The organism is Stenotrophomonas sp. SXG-1 (assembly GCF_014083965.1).
GTDB lineage: Bacteria > Pseudomonadota > Gammaproteobacteria > Xanthomonadales > Xanthomonadaceae > Stenotrophomonas > Stenotrophomonas geniculata.
Window position 1 is genome coordinate 4,496,959 of sequence record NZ_CP046588.1, and the last position, 14,486, is coordinate 4,511,444.

Here is a 14,486-nt window from a genome sequence, read left to right on the forward strand (position 1 = left end):
CTGCTCTTGGTAGGTGTCGACCTTGGTCGACACGTAGATCCACGCCATGCGTGGATGAGGGTGCGCGTTGTGATTGGAGGAATTGGAAGGACTGAGGTCAGAACAGCTGGCCCTGCACCGTAGGCTGTTCGATGCGTGCCGGCGCTTCAACCACCTCTTCCGCACCCAGCCGCCAGGCCAGGCCACCCAACCGGCTGGCGTGGCGTTTCAATGCGGCCTGCAGCACGTCGGCGCTGCCGGCCACATGCAGTACCTGGCGGGCGCGGGTCAGGCCGGTGTAGACCAGTTCGCGCGACAGCACGCGGCTATCCTGGCGTGGCAGCTGCAACCACACTTCGTCGAACTCCGAGCCCTGTGCCTTGTGTACGGTCATCGCGAACGCGCTTTCGTGCGTGGGCAACGCGGCCGGGTGGAAGGCGCGTGGCTGCTCGACGGTATCGCCAGGGAACCAGGCCACCATCGCACCGCTGTCATCGCGCAGGCAGATGCCGATATCGCCATTGAACAGGCGGTGCCGGTAGCTGTTCTCGGTGACCAGCAGCAGGCGGCCCTGGAAGTAGCCCGGGGTGTTGCCGGCCAGCAGCTGTTCGATGCGGCTGTTGAGCCCGCGCGCGCCCTGCGGGCCTTCGCGCAATGCGGTCAGCACGCGCAGGCGCCCGGCCTGCTGCAGGGCACTTACCGGATCAGCGGCCTCGGCCAGCGCGCGCCAGTGGCCGAGCAGATGCTCGCGTTGGCCACGCAATGGGTCGGCTTCGCCTTCATGGAAATGCACGCCAGCCAGTGAACCGCCACGCAGCAGCTGCAATGCGGTGCTGCTGTCGCCTTCGCGCACGGCATGCGCCAGCGGCGCCAGGTCCAGCGCATCACTCTGACGGTAACCGCGCTGCAGCTGCACGCGGCGGCCAGCAAAGGCGCGTGGTGCCGCCGGCGGCTGCAAGGTGGCCGGCGCCAGCAGTCCATGCAGTGCCTGCGCGTCGTCGGCGCGGGTGCCGATGCCATCGCCGCTGGCGCGCAGGATCGCGCTGAGTACGTCGCCGGCTTCCACCGACGGCAGCTGGTCCGGGTCGCCGAGCAGGATCAGCCGGGTGCCACTGGCGATCGCATCGACCAGCTTGGCCATCATCGGCAGATCGATCATCGACGCTTCGTCGACCACCACCACGTCCACCGGCAACGGGTTGTCGGCGTGGTGGCGGAAGCGCGGCGAATCGGGAATCACGCCAAGCAGGCGATGCAGGGTGGTGCCGGTACTGGGCAGTGCCGCGCACAGTGCCGGGTCCACACCGTCCTCCTGCAGGCGCTGCACGGCCAGCCGCAGGCTCTCGGCCATGCGTTCGGCAGCGCGCCCGGTCGGCGCGGCCAACGCCACCTCGGGCAGCGGCGGGCCGGCATACCGGGCCTGCGCCGCCAGCAGCAGCAACAGGCGCGCGATGGTGGTGGTCTTGCCGGTGCCGGGGCCGCCGGTGACCAGTGCCAGCGGATGGCGCAGGGTCACGCCGGCTGCGCGTGCCTGGTGATCTTCACTGTTCAATGCCTGCGGGAACAGCTGCGCGAACAGCGGCGCCAACGCCGTCATGTCCGGCGCCGGCAGCGGATGCCGGCCGATGCGCTGCAGCCCGGCTGCCAACTGACGCTCGTACTCGCGATAACGGCGCAGGTAGAGCAGGCCGTTCTCCAGCACCAGTGGCGCATCCTCGGCGATGGCGTCGGACTGCTCGGGTGTCGCCACCCACGGCGACGCACGCAACTGTGCCATCCAGTCGTGCGCGGCAGGCCACTCGGGCACGCCTTCCAGCAACCGCTGCGGTTGTGCCGGATCGAACGCGGCGTGGCCCTGCGATACCGCCAGCGAGGCCAGCGCCGCCGCCAGCGCCACACTCTCGGGCGTGTCGTCGCGCAGCCGCTGCAGGCTGGTCGCCAACGCGTGATCAAGGGTGCGCAGCTGGCCCTTCTGGTGCAGTTCCTTCAGCAGGCTCATGCGCTGGCTCCACGTGCACGTGCGGCCAGTTCGGCCTGGGTCTGCTCGCCACCGGCGAACAACGCATCCAGGGCATCCACCAACGCCAGCGGGAAACGGTCCACATGCACGCCATTGCCGGTGCCATCCAGGCCGCGGCAGAACAGGTAGCGGATGCCGCCCATGTCACGTTCGTAGTCGTAGGCCGCGCCCAGGCGGAAGCGCAACCAGCGATGCAGGGCCACGGTGTAGATCAGCGCCTGCAGGTCGTACTCGCTGTGCCGCATGGCAATGGCCAGCAGGTCCGGGCTGTAGCCGGGCAGGCGGTTGGACTTGTAGTCGAGCACGTACCAGCGCCCGTCGCGCACGTAGGTCAGGTCGATCATGCCGGTCATCAGCCCTTCCAGGCGGTGACGCTGGCCGAAGCCTCGACGACCACTGGAAACGCCGTGCGCATGAAGGACCTGCAGCAGCGCCGGCACCGTGGTCGGTTCGATGGCGAAATGGAAGTCGATTTCTGCGCGGCGCTCGCCTTCACCCAGGCTGTGCAGCGCACCGCCTTCGGGTAGCGGCACGGTCAGCGTGTGGCCAACCAGCGGCACCAGCACGGCCACGCCGTCGTCCAGATCGGCATCGGCATAGCCTTCGTCGTGCAGCGCCTTGCGCAGCACCTCGGCCTGCCCCTCAGGGGCTTCCAGGCCCGGCTGCCAGTCAGCCCATGCAGCAAAGTCGACGTTCTCCATCGCCTCATGCAGCACGTTGCCGAAGCGACTGCCCATGAAGCGCGGATCGAGCGGGGCGTTGTCCTCGGCGGCCGCGGTCGGTTCAGGCAGCGCCGGTTCCAATGGCAGTTCCGGGCCGGCCGGTTCGTCGGCGGCCGGTGCCGGCAGCTCGGTGGCGGCCGCTTCGATATCGCTGCCAACGCCTGCATCTGCGTGGGCCAGCTGGGTAAAGCTGTACACCCACCAGTCGTGCGGCACGCGCCGGGTCAGTGCACGCACGGCTGGAAGCTCACCTTCCACTTCGGCCGCCAGCTGCGGCAGCGTGGCCGGCGCCTCGCTGTCATCGATGTGCACATCGGCGAGCGCGCGCAGCGCCTGCAGGTCACCCAGCAGCGGCGCCAGCCGCGTCTTGCCGAGCCCGGCCAGATCACCCACGGCGATCCACAGCGCATGCTCGGCGCGGGTCAGTCCCACATACAGCAGGCGCGCATCCTCGGCGCGCTGCTCGCGTTCGCGCTGCGCGGTGGCCGCTTCCCAGGCCTCGTCCTTGTCCAGCTTCCAGTGCAGCTGGCGCTGGCCGCCCACATGCACCGTGCAGTGCGAGGCCGTGTTCGGTGCGCCGCCGTCGATGCCGACGAAGGGCAGGAACACCAGCGGATACTCCAGGCCCTTGCTCTTGTGCAGGGTGATGATCTGCACACGGCGCGCGTCCGATTCCAGGCGCAGCAGCTGCTGCTCGTCATCCTGGTCGGCGCTGGCCATCTGCCCCTGCAACCAGTCCAGCAGCCCGTGCATGCCCAGCGCCTGCGCGGAGGCTTCCTGCAGCAGTTCACCCAGCTGCAGGTAATTGGTGAGGCGGCGCTCGCCATCGATCAGCGCCAGCAGACGCTCGCCCTGCGCGGCACAGACATCGGCGATCACCGCGAACGGCCCGCCGCGCTGCCAGCGCTCTCGCCAGTGCAGCAGCTGCGCCTGGAACCCGCGTTGCAGGTCGCCCTCGCGTTCCATCGCCGCAATCGCACTTGCGCGCTGGCCGAGCAGTACCGTGGCCAGCGCTGCGCGCAGGCGGCCCTCGTCGGCCGGTTGCAGCAGTGCCAGCAGCAGCGCACGCAGATCACGCGCTTCAGGCGTGGAAAACAGGCTCTGTTTGCCGGCTGCCACTGCCGGAATGCCGACCGCGGCCAGTGCGCGCTGCACCAGGGTGGCCTCGCGATGCGAGCGCACCAGCACCGCGATGTCACCGGGCTGCACCGGGCGCCCACGCAACACGGCATTGCCCGCACGCGCCTCGACCAGGATCTGGTGAATCGCGGCCACGCAGGCCTGGGTCGCCGCATCGCGCGAGGCATCGGCGCTCATCGCCTTGTCACCGCCACTGCGCAGCACGCGCAGGGTGAGCGCCGCGGCGGCATGGCCGTCGCGCTGGTAGTCCGCATCGCTGCGCACGCCACCGGGCCGCACCGGCTCGAACTGGATGTCGCGTTCGAGGAAGGCGTCTTCGCCGGCGTTGTCGTACAGCGCCTGCAGCGCGCGCAGCACAGCGGGTCGCGAGCGGAAGTTCTGGTCCAGCACCGGCGCCTGCTGCGCCACCTGCTTGGCCTTCAGGTAAGTGTGGATATCACCGCCGCGGAAACCGTAGATCGCCTGCTTGGGGTCGCCAATCAGGAACAACGCCGGTGCCAGGCCCAGCTCGCGCACCTCCGGCGAATCACCGAACACGGTGTGGAAGATGCCCCACTGGCGATCGTCGGTATCCTGGAACTCATCAACCAGCGCGATGCGGTACTGCGCGCGCAGCTGCCTGACCAGCGTCAGTCGCTGCGGGCCTTCCAGGGCGAGCGCTACGCCATCGATCAGATCGTCGTAGGTCTGCACCCGGCGGATGCGCTTCAGTGCCTGCAGCCGCTGCGTGGCGTCGGCGCGAAGCGCGTGCAGGAAATTCAATGCGGTGGCACGCAACCAGGCATCGCGTTCGGCCAGCAGCACGACATAGCGCGCCAGCGGTGCCTGCAATGGCGACGACGGCGTGCGCTCGGCGAATTTCTTGTTGGTCTTGGCGGCCAACGCCTCCGGCAGCAGCGCCGGCAGGCGTTCGCTGATCAGCAGCTCGCGCGGGTCGGCGCGCTCGGCCCAGGCCAGCAGCTGCCGGCCCAGCGGATGCAGCCAACCCAACTTGTAGGACACGCCGTTGAGCCACTTGTTGTCGACCGCATCGCAGAGGTCGATGAAGAACTGCTCGCCATGCTCGCGCACGCTTGCAGACAGTGCTTCTGCCGCGCTCTGCAATGCCGGGTGTGGATCGGCCAGTGTCACCGGCTGTGGCAGCGGATGCAGCGGTGGCGTGCCCAGCAACGCGCGCAGATCGGCGGCCAGCGCGTCCGGGTTGGACCACAGCCAGGTCAGCGGCTCCAGCGTGACCGGGTCGTTGGCGTGCACCCGCCACAGGTCGGCCGCCAGCTCCTCCAGCAGCTCGCGGTCACTGGCCAGCAGTTCCGGCGGATCGAAGGTATGGCCGCTCTCCAGCGCATGCTCGCGCAGCACGCGGGTGCAGAAGCCGTGGATGGTGAAGATGGACGCCAGATCGATCTCGTCTGCGGCCACCTGCAGGCGGCGTTTCAATGCGGCGGCGCTTTCGCTGCCCTCGTGCAGATGACGCTGCAGCACCTCGCGGGTGAGGCGCACGTCCGGCGCTTCGCCCTCGGCCGGTTCCAGATCGACCAGGCGTGCGGCCAGCGCCAGGCGCTCGCGGATGCGCTTGCGCAGTTCCTGGGTAGCGGCGTCGGTGAAGGTCACTGCCAGGATCTGGCCGATGCGCAGGCCCTGCTCCACCACCAGGCGGGTGAACAGCGTGGCCAGGGTGAAGGTCTTGCCGGTGCCGGCGCTGGCTTCGATGAGGCGGATGCCGTCCAGCGGCAGGGTCAGGTAGGGATCACGGCTGAGGGATTCGATGCCGTCTTCGGCGATGGCGGTGCTCATGCGTTGCCCTCCTGGCGTGCTTCGGCGCCGAGAGTGCGGCCTTCGCGCACCGCGCTGAAGACCACCTGGCTGTTACGCAGCAGGTCGGCATAACTGGCATCGGTGGCGAACGGGTCTGCGCCGCGCAGCAGCAGCTGCCAGGCGTCGCTGCTGGATTCACCCCAGGTGCGGTCGCTGCCGTGCCATTGCTTCCAGCCTTCGCTGCGCTGTTTTTCTGTCGGCGCGTTGTACAGCACCCAGCCGGTATACGGGGCAAAGCGCAGCGGCTCGCGCAGGCCACGCTGGCGCAGCTGCAGCAGCGCACGCAGCGCCGCGCGCGCCGCCGGAACGCTCAATGCCGGCAGCACATGCGGGCCGGGGCCGGCATCGCCGCCATCGTGGAACTGCACGAGGGGCAGCGCGTCGCCAGCGGCGTTGGCCAGCAGCCAGTCCAGGCCCTGGCGGATCACTGCATTGCCATTGAGCGTGCCGGCACGCAGGCGCACCAGCCCTTCGGGATGCCGATCGGCCACGCGGCCATGCAGGCGCACGCCATCGATGTCCACTTCGTAGCGGCGGCTTTCCAGTGGATCGCCCTGCATCCAGCCCAGCAGCGCACTGGCATACGGGCGTGTCTTCAACTGCTCCACCTCGAACTGGCGCTGGCCCAATGGACCTGACGGCAGCAGGCCACGCGCGCGCAGCCGCGGGTACAAGGGCTCGGTATCGCCGCTGAGCGTGGCGCGTACCACCGCCGCCTGCACGCTGCGCTTTTCCGGCCCGCGCGACGACAGCACCAGCGGTTCCAGGTCATCGACCTCCTCGACATCGTCGGCCAGGCGCAGGCCCAGCGACTGTGCGAGGAACTGCCCGGCCGGGTCGCACAGGAAGCGGCGCAGGGTATCGAGCGCGACCTCCTCTTCCACCGCATCGTCGAGCGGCGGCGGCAACGGTGCATCGAACCATGGTTGCAGGCCACCGCGCTGGCCGGTCAGGCGACCGGCGGCCGGATGCCACTGGCGGCGATAGCTGAAGCGGCGTGGATCGCCATCACCGAACGCGGCTGGCGAGAACGGCTGCAAGGCGTGACGCACGGTGAAGTCGCGGACCGCCGCAGTCGGATCGAGGTGATACGCGGCGGCGGCATCGATCAGTTCGCTGACCAGTACCGACGGCTCACGCACGCTGCCATCGCGCGGATCGGCGCCGAGATAGCTGAGATAGAACACCTCCTGCGCGGCCGCGAACAGCTGCAGGAACAGGAAGCGGTCATCCTCGCGGGTGGAGCGGTCGCCCGGACGGCGGCGCGGCGTATCCAGCTCGGCGGTGAGCTGGTTGAGACCGGCGGCAGGGTCACGGCGGGGGAAATCGCCATCATTGAGACCGAGCACGCAGATCACCCGGAACGGCAGCAGCCGCATCGGCACCATGCGGCCGAAACTGATGCCACCGGTCAGCAGCGGTGCGCGCGTATCGGCCTCCCCCAGTACGCCGGCGAAGTGCGAACGCACCACCTCCGACGGCACGCCGTCTTCGAAACCGGCCTTGGCGGCATCGTCGGCGAACTGGTTGAGCAGCTTGCGCAGGCGCTCCAGCGCGCGCTGGCTGTTGGGCGAGCTGGGCGCGGTGGGCAGCAGTGCATCCAGCAGCGACAGCAGGCGCTGCCGCCACTGCGCCGGGGTCAGCAGCTCGCCGAGGCGACGCTGATAGATCGCCAGCACGCGCAACAGGCGCAGCAGCCGGTCCAGCGCGTCCAGCGCGCCGCCTTCCAGTTCGATCCACGGCGCCACACCGGCCAGGTCAGCCTCACTGCCGGTGGCATGGCCGAGTACCAGGCGATCCAGCGCGAACTGCCAGGTGTAGGCGTCGTCGGCCGGTGCCTGGTGCTGGTTGCGGTGCTTCGCATCCAGGCCCCAGCGTGCACCGGCCTGCTGCAGCCAGCCATGCAGGCGATCGAAGTCCACCGCTTCCAGCCCGGCCGCTTCGGCCAGCGGCGCGCTGGCCAGCAGGTCCAGCACTTCGTTCAAGCCAAAGCGCGAGACCGGCAGGCCCAGCAGATGCACGAACACATCGGCCAGCGGCTCGCCCGCCAGTGGACTGCTGTCGGCCAGCGCATACGGAATGTGCTCCTCCTCGCCGCCGCGACCGCCGAACACGGCTTCCAGGTACGGCACATAGGGATCGATGTCCGGCGCCAGCACCGCGATCTCGCGCGCCTGCAGCGGCGGGTCGAAGCGCGGATCCTGCAGCAGGCTGCGCAGCTGGTCGTGCAGCACCTGCAGCTCGCGCAGCCGGGTATGGCAGGCGTGCACCCGCAGGCTGGGGTCGTCACTGCGCAGGCCTTCGCGCAGCTCGCCCGAGGGCAGTGCGCGGCGGTGGAACAGATCGCGCTGCAGGCGATGCAGCAGGCTGTCGGACAGGCCGCCTTCGTCCAGGGTCGGCCGGGTGTCCTCCTCCGGATCGGAATAGGCGGCGATCTCGCCGGCCGGATGCACCACCTCGTAACTGCCGAGCACCGCCATGAAGTCGCGGCCGGCCGCACCCCAGGCTTCCAGCAGGCGGTTCTCGCCGGCCGCTTCACCGAAGGGATCGGGCGCGCCGCTGCGCAGGCGCTCGGCCAGCGTCTGCAGGTCGCCCCAGTAAGACTGAACCGGGGTGGGCATGTAGAAGTGCAGCTCGCCCACCCGGGCCTGGGTGGCCATCACCCGCAGCACGTCGGGCGAGATGTTGAGCGTCGCAAACGCAGACATGCGCGGCGGCAGGCCTTGCGGCAGCGGCTGGCCGGCGCCTTCGAAGCGGTCCAGGTACTCCTGGATGCGGCGGGCGCGATAGTCGTGGCCCCGGGTGATGGTGCGCCACAGGATTGCCTGCGGATCGGCCGGATCGGCCCCGGCCGCCCAGCGCAACAGCCAGTCACGCCGCCAGGCCTGGTACTTCTCGAACACCGAGGCCAGCTCGCCGGCCAGCGCCCACGGCTTCAGAGCATCATCGCCGGCAAGATACGACTGCAGCGCGCGCATCGGTGGCTGCGCCAGCAGCGACGGATCGCGCAGCGCCTGGTACAGCTTCCAGTGCAGGCCGGCGGCGTCCAGATCGTCCTGCTCACCGCTGACGTTGGCCTTCAGCGCGCGCGCCACGAACTCGCCCGGGGTCAGGAACTCGAGGTTGGCAGCCACACCGAACTCGGCCGCCAGTGTCGCCTGCAGCCAACGCCGCATCGCCACCTGCGGGATCAGCACCACTTCCGGCGCCAGCAGCGGCTGGCCCGGTACCGGCGCACGCACGTTGCGCGCCAGCAGCGCGGCCAGCACGTCCAGGGAGTTGGAATGGTAGAGGCGGAAATCGCTGCCTGGGTCACTCATCATGCACAGTGTGCAGGACGGCAGGCAGTATTCAATGGTCAGCCCATCGCCGGTACGGATTGTTCCGGGCTGCCGGGCGATTGTCCCGGCCTGCGCGAGGCCTTGCCGTGCAACAATACTGGACCGTCCAGTCTGCTTATGTTCAGCCGACGGGCCCGATCCTTCGATGTCTAAAAAACGTTAATGGTGCCCATGTCGGCTTCCTCCTCCAGTCTGGTGCAGTTATCCAACGTCCGCATCGACCGGAGCGGACGCACGATCCTGCGCGACGTGTCGCTGCAGGTGCCAAAGGGCAGCATCACCGCGGTGCTCGGTCCGTCCGGCAGCGGCAAGTCGACCCTGCTGGCGGCGCTGACCGGCGAACTGCGCCCGGTCGCCGGCGAGGTCACCCTGTTCGGCAAGCCGATCCCGCATGACAGCGGCGCGCTGCTGGAAATGCGCAAGAGCGTGGGCGTGCTGTTGCAGGGCAACGGCCTGCTGACCGACCTCACCGTGGCCGAGAACGTCGCCCTGCCGCTGCGTACGCACACCCGCCTGCCGACCGCCGTGCTGCGCCGGCTGGTGCAGATGAAGCTGCATGCGGTGGGCCTGCTGGCCGCCGCCGATGCCTGGCCGCGCGAGCTGTCCGGTGGCATGGCGCGCCGTGTGGCGCTGGCCCGTGCACTGGCGCTGGACCCGCCGCTGATGATCTACGACGAGCCGCTGACCGGGCTGGACCCGATCGCCTCGGGGGTGATCATGAGCCTGATCCAGCGCCTCAACCACAGCCTGGGCCTGACCAGCATCATCGTCAGCCACCACGTGCACGAGACCCTGCCGATCTGCGACCAGGTGATCGCGATCGCCAATGGCGGCATCGTGTTCCAGGGCACGCCCGAGGCACTGCAGTCCAGCCAGGACCCGCTGCTGCGGCAGTTCCTGCACGGCCAGCCCGATGGCCCGATTCCGTTCGATGCCGCGCCACGCGCGAGGGTTGCCTGATGCCGTTCGTCCAAGCCACCCGCTCGCTTGGCCGCGCCGGCCTGTTCTCGCTGACCGTGCTGCGCGGTTCGCTGCCCACGCGTGATTTCCTGGCCGAGCTGACCCGCGAGATCTACAAGATCGGCGCACGCTCGCTGCCGATCATCGCCGTCGGCGGTGCCTTCGTCGGCCTGGTGCTGACCCTGCAGGGCTACCGCACGCTGACCACCTTCGGCGCGGCCGACGCGCTGTCGACCCTGCTCGGCCTTTCGCTGTACCGCGAGCTGGCACCGGTGCTGACCGCGTTGCTGTTCATCGGCCGCGCCGGCAGTTCGATCGCCGCCGAACTGGGCCTGATGCGTGCCACCGACCAGATCAAGGCGCTGGAGCTGATGGCGATCGATCCGGTAGCCAAGGCGGTGGCGCCGCGCTTCTGGGCGGCGGTGCTGACTGTGCCGTTGCTGACCGGCATCTTCTGTTCGCTGGCGATCAGCGCCAGCTACTTCGAAGCCGTGCACGTGCTGGGCCTGGACAACGGCGTGTTCTGGTCGGCGCTGCGCAACAGCGTGGACTTCTGGGACGACTTCGGCGTGGCAATGCTGAAGTCGGCGATCTTTGGCGGCACTGCCGCGCTGGTCGCCGCCTACGTTGGTTTCCATGCCGAGCCGACCATTGAAGGCACGTCGGTGGCGACCACCCGTGCGGTGGTCAACGCCTCGCTGCTGGTACTGATGTTCAACTTCGTGCTGTCGGCAATGTTGTTCACCTAACCCCTCCACCGGCGGTGCGCAGGCGCGCGCGGCCACCACGACTCGATCAGGTAATCCACATGGCCATCCGCGGTCCCAGACTCGAATTCTCCGTCGGCGCTTTCCTGCTGCTGGCCCTGGCCTCGCTGATGGTGCTGGCCGTGGCCTCGACCAACCAGCGCTGGAGCTGGGGCAGTGAAGGCTATGACCTGAAGGCGCGCTTCTCCCAGGTCGGCCAGCTGCGCAAGCAGGCGCCGGTGAAGATCGGCGGCGTCACCGTCGGCCAGGTCGCGTCGATCGATCTGGACCCGGTGAAGTTCGAATCGATCGTGACCCTGCGCATGGACAGCAAGGTCAAGGACCTGCCGGCGGACACCTCGGCCGGCATCTTCACCAGTGGTTTGCTCGGCGAGAGCTATATCGGTCTGCAGCCGGGCGGTGATCCGGACGTGCTGAAGGCCGGCGACGAGATCGTCTTCACCCAGCCGGCAGTGGACCTGATCCAGCTGGTCGGCAAGTACATGTTCAGTGGCGGCGCCGGTGGCGGCGCTGCTCAGAAGCCCAACGATGGCGCGCAGGCGCCTGCAACGGAACCGCAACCATGAAGATGAAACTGATTCCGGCCCTGCTCGCCTCGGCGCTGCTGGCGGCCACCCCGTTCCTGGCCCAGGCCCAGGCCCAGGCCGCCGCGCCTGCCGCTGCCGCAACGCAGAGCCAGGCCGGCAAGGTGGTGATCGATGCCAGCAGCCGCATCCTGTCCACGCTGCAGCAGCGCAAGAGCGAGTTCACCAGCAACCCGGCCAGCCTGCGCAGCTACATTGACAGCGAGCTGACCCGCACCTTCGACCGCGACTACGCCGCGCGCCTGGTGCTGGGCCCGCACGCCCGCGGCGCCTCCGACGCCGACATCAAGCTGTTTGCCGATGCCATGGCCGACAGCCTGATGCAGCGCTACGGCTCGACCCTGCTCAACATCCAGGGCAAGCCGAGCTTCCGCCTGAAGGGTGAAAGCCCGCTGCCGGGCAATCGTGGCGTGCGCGTGAGCACCGAACTGGTGCGTGCCGGCAACGAGCCGACCCCGGTCGAGTACTGGATGCGCAACGTGAATGGCCAGTGGAAGATCTTCGACGTCAACATCGAAGGCATTTCCTACGTGCAGACCTTCCGCAACCAGTTCGATACCCCGCTGCGCCAGAAGGGCATCAAGCAGGTGGCCAACGAACTGCACAGCGGCAGCATGCAGGCCGGGCCCGCGGGCAATGGCAAGTAACGCACTGGCGCTGCTGGAAGGCGACACCCTGCGCCTGCGCGGGGTGCTCGACCGTGCCGCGGTGATCGCGCTGTGGCCGCAGCTGCAGGCCCTGCCGGCGAAGCTGTCACGGCTGGAGCTGGGTGAGGTCGAACGCGTGGACAGCGCCGGCCTGGCGCTGCTGGCCGAACTTGCCGCACGCGCGCGCAAGAGCGGTCACCCCCTGGCAGTCTCCGGCGCGCCGGCCGGCTACAACGAGCTGAGCGCAGCCTACCGGCTGTCGCCCGACCTGGATTTCAACGCTACTTCTGCTGCGAGCTGACATGAACGTCGTACGCACTTTCCCCCTGATCGTCCTGGCCACCGCCCTGACCGCCTGCGCCGGCAAGCCCGCACGCAGCGATGCACCGGCAGCCAGCACCGTGGTCCCTGCCAGCACCATCGCCGAGGCCTCCGCCCCCACCGCCGATGCCGCTACGGTCGATGCCGCGCCGGCCGCAGCCGTGGTTGCCGCACCTGCACCGGCCACGCCACCATCCGCACCGGCCCGCAGCGCCGACACCGATGCGGCCAGGGCCGCAGCGGCGACCGCCCCCGGTGGTGATGACGACTTCGATGCCCTCTATGGTGGTGCCGGCAACACCGGCAGCGCGGCGGCCTACGATCCGTGGGAACCGTTCAACCGCAGGGTGCACACCTTCAACAACGCGGTTGACCGCGGCATCGCGCGCCCGCTGGCCACGGCCTACACCCACGTGGTGCCACGCTTCGCCCGCACCGGCGTCAGCAACTTCTTCAGCAACCTGCGCGCACCGGTGACCATCACCAACCAGCTGCTGCAGGGCCGCGGCGCCGATGCGTGGGACAGCCTCGGCCGCTTCCTGATGAACAGCACGCTGGGTATCGGCGGCCTGTTCGATCCGGCCAGCAAGGCGATGGTACCGCGTCGCAATGAGGACTTCGGCCAGACCCTGGGTGCCTGGGGCTGGCGTCGTTCGCGCTACGTGGAACTGCCGTTCTTCGGCCCGCGTACCGTGCGTGATGTGTTCGGCCTGGCCGGTGACATTCCGCTGTCGCCGATCCGCCGTATCGAAGAGGACAAGATCCGCATCGGCCTGCAGGGCCTGCAGCTGGTCGATACCCGCGCGCAGCTGCTGGCGATCGACAACCTGCGTGACACCGCCGTGGACGAGTACTCGCTGGTACGCGATGCGTGGATGCAGCGCCGCAACTACCAGATCGAGAACGATCTGCGCAGCAAGCGCGACCGTGGCCACGACGATGCCAATTCGCCGATCCCGGTCGATGCCATGCCGATGCCGAACTGGAGCAACTGATCGCTGCAGCCCGTGCATGAAAAAACCCCGCCTCGGCGGGGTTTTTCTTTTCCGGTAGGTGCCAACCCTGGTTGGCACGCTTTCCTCAGGCCGCCAGCGCGGCCTCGATGGCTTCGCGCAGGCGCGCGTCATCGGCAGCCACGTCCGGGGCGAAGCGCGCGATGACCTTGCCGTCGCGGCCAACCAGGAACTTCTCGAAGTTCCACAGCACCGCCGGTGCTGCGTGGATCGGAATCTCCTTGCTCGCCAGGCGCTCACGCAGCGGGCCTTCGCCGATCGACTGCGGCTGGGCGGCGGTCAGCTGCTGGTACAGCGGGTGGGTGTCATCACCGGCCACGCTGATCTTGGAGAACATCGGGAAACTGACGTCGTAGGTGAGCTGGCAGAACTGCTGGATCTCCGCCTCGCTGCCCGGCTCCTGGCCGAGGAAGTTGTTGGCGGGAAAGCCCAGCACTTCCAGGCCCTGCGCGTGCTTTTCCGCATACAGCGCCTGCAGGCCTTCGTACTGCGGAGTGAGGCCGCACTTGGAGGCGACGTTGACCAGCAGCAGCACCTTGCCCTGGTAGTCGGCAAGCGAGGACGGCTTGCCGTCGATGGTGGTGAGGGAAATGTCCTGGATCGGGGTGCTCACGCGGGGGCTCCGGCAACAGCGGGGAATGGCCCACCAGCATAGCGCCGCGCGCGCTCTTGTAGAGCCGAACCTACGCTCGGCTGATGCCACAGCAGCCGAGCGTGGGCTCGGCTCTACAGGCAGGATTCAATCCACGCAGATCGTGCCCTGCGCCTTGCCCTCATCAATGCGCTGGCGGCATCCGAAGTTCTGGCGCACATCACGCTGGCAGGTCCCGGTGGCGACGCTGCCGACAGTCACCTCGCCGCCGGCCAGGCACTGGCCCATGCAGTCGCTCTTGCGGCTGCAGGCCTTGCCGGCGTCGGCGTAAGGAATCACGCACTGTTCGCGCTGCAGCCGGCCCAGCCGCTGCAGGGTGCCGCCAGCGGCCTGGCAGTCGACGTCGCGCGCTTCGCGGTACGCCTCGGCCGCTTCGGGGCTGGTGGCTGCGGCGGATGCCGCCGCCGTATCGGCAGCCGGTGGTGTGCTGCTGCAGGCGGCAAGCAGCGCGGTCAGGACTAGGCTGGTGAAGCGGCGCAGGCGCATGACGATACCTGATCGAAGCGGACAGGCCGCCAGCATACG

The 14,486-nt window shown here is 68.8% G+C and carries 11 protein-coding genes; 6 read left to right on the forward strand and 5 right to left on the reverse strand.

What is annotated here, in order from left to right:
• Window positions 1-97 precede the first annotated feature (97 nt).
• The 3 genes from recD to recC are packed head-to-tail and all read right to left on the reverse strand — an operon-like array spanning window position 98 to window position 8,999.
• Window positions 98-1,978, reverse strand: a complete 1,881-nt coding sequence (gene recD / locus GOC52_RS20485; RefSeq protein ID WP_191850368.1) for an exodeoxyribonuclease V subunit alpha — start codon at window positions 1,976-1,978, stop codon at window positions 98-100.
• The gene (gene recB / locus GOC52_RS20490) at window positions 1,975-5,655 is read right to left on the reverse strand and encodes an exodeoxyribonuclease V subunit beta (protein ID WP_191850370.1); all 3,681 of its coding nucleotides are present in this window, start codon (window positions 5,653-5,655) and stop codon (window positions 1,975-1,977) included. Before recB ends, recD begins: the two co-directional genes overlap by 4 nt.
• A complete protein-coding gene (gene recC / locus GOC52_RS20495; RefSeq protein ID WP_191850372.1) occupies window positions 5,652-8,999 on the reverse strand; it encodes an exodeoxyribonuclease V subunit gamma in 3,348 nt (1,115 codons plus the stop codon). The genes recB and recC overlap by 4 nt, the downstream gene beginning before the upstream one ends.
• Before the next feature lie 189 nt (window positions 9,000-9,188).
• Between recC and GOC52_RS20500 the strand changes: the two genes are divergently transcribed.
• Genes GOC52_RS20500 through GOC52_RS20525 form a run of 6 tightly spaced genes read left to right on the forward strand, consistent with a single transcriptional unit; the run spans window position 9,189 to window position 13,291 of the window.
• Window positions 9,189-9,977: an ABC transporter ATP-binding protein gene (locus GOC52_RS20500; RefSeq protein WP_049412875.1), complete on the forward strand. Its 789-nt coding sequence runs from the start codon at window positions 9,189-9,191 to the stop codon at window positions 9,975-9,977.
• Window positions 9,977-10,726, forward strand: a complete 750-nt coding sequence (locus GOC52_RS20505) for an MlaE family lipid ABC transporter permease subunit (RefSeq protein WP_005414955.1) — start codon at window positions 9,977-9,979, stop codon at window positions 10,724-10,726. Before GOC52_RS20500 ends, GOC52_RS20505 begins: the two co-directional genes overlap by 1 nt.
• Window positions 10,727-10,785: 59 nt before the next feature.
• Complete coding sequence (gene mlaD, locus GOC52_RS20510; protein ID WP_010487482.1) at window positions 10,786-11,310, forward strand: outer membrane lipid asymmetry maintenance protein MlaD; 525 nt, start codon at window positions 10,786-10,788, stop codon at window positions 11,308-11,310.
• A complete protein-coding gene (locus tag GOC52_RS20515) occupies window positions 11,307-11,975 on the forward strand; it encodes an MlaC/ttg2D family ABC transporter substrate-binding protein (protein WP_032128487.1) in 669 nt (222 codons plus the stop codon). Before mlaD ends, GOC52_RS20515 begins: the two co-directional genes overlap by 4 nt.
• Complete coding sequence (locus tag GOC52_RS20520) at window positions 11,965-12,276, forward strand: STAS domain-containing protein (protein WP_032128488.1); 312 nt, start codon at window positions 11,965-11,967, stop codon at window positions 12,274-12,276. The genes GOC52_RS20515 and GOC52_RS20520 overlap by 11 nt, the downstream gene beginning before the upstream one ends.
• Window position 12,277: 1 nt before the next feature.
• Window positions 12,278-13,291, forward strand: a complete 1,014-nt coding sequence (locus tag GOC52_RS20525; protein ID WP_191850374.1) for an MlaA family lipoprotein — start codon at window positions 12,278-12,280, stop codon at window positions 13,289-13,291.
• Window positions 13,292-13,376: 85 nt separating this feature from the next.
• On the opposite strand, the gene GOC52_RS20530 is transcribed toward GOC52_RS20525, so the two are convergent.
• Window positions 13,377-13,922: a glutathione peroxidase gene (locus tag GOC52_RS20530; RefSeq protein WP_053443763.1), complete on the reverse strand. Its 546-nt coding sequence runs from the start codon at window positions 13,920-13,922 to the stop codon at window positions 13,377-13,379.
• A 126-nt stretch (window positions 13,923-14,048) separates the two neighbouring features.
• Window positions 14,049-14,447, reverse strand: a complete 399-nt coding sequence (locus tag GOC52_RS20535) for a hypothetical protein (RefSeq protein ID WP_053443764.1) — start codon at window positions 14,445-14,447, stop codon at window positions 14,049-14,051.
• Window positions 14,448-14,486: the final 39 nt, after the last annotated feature.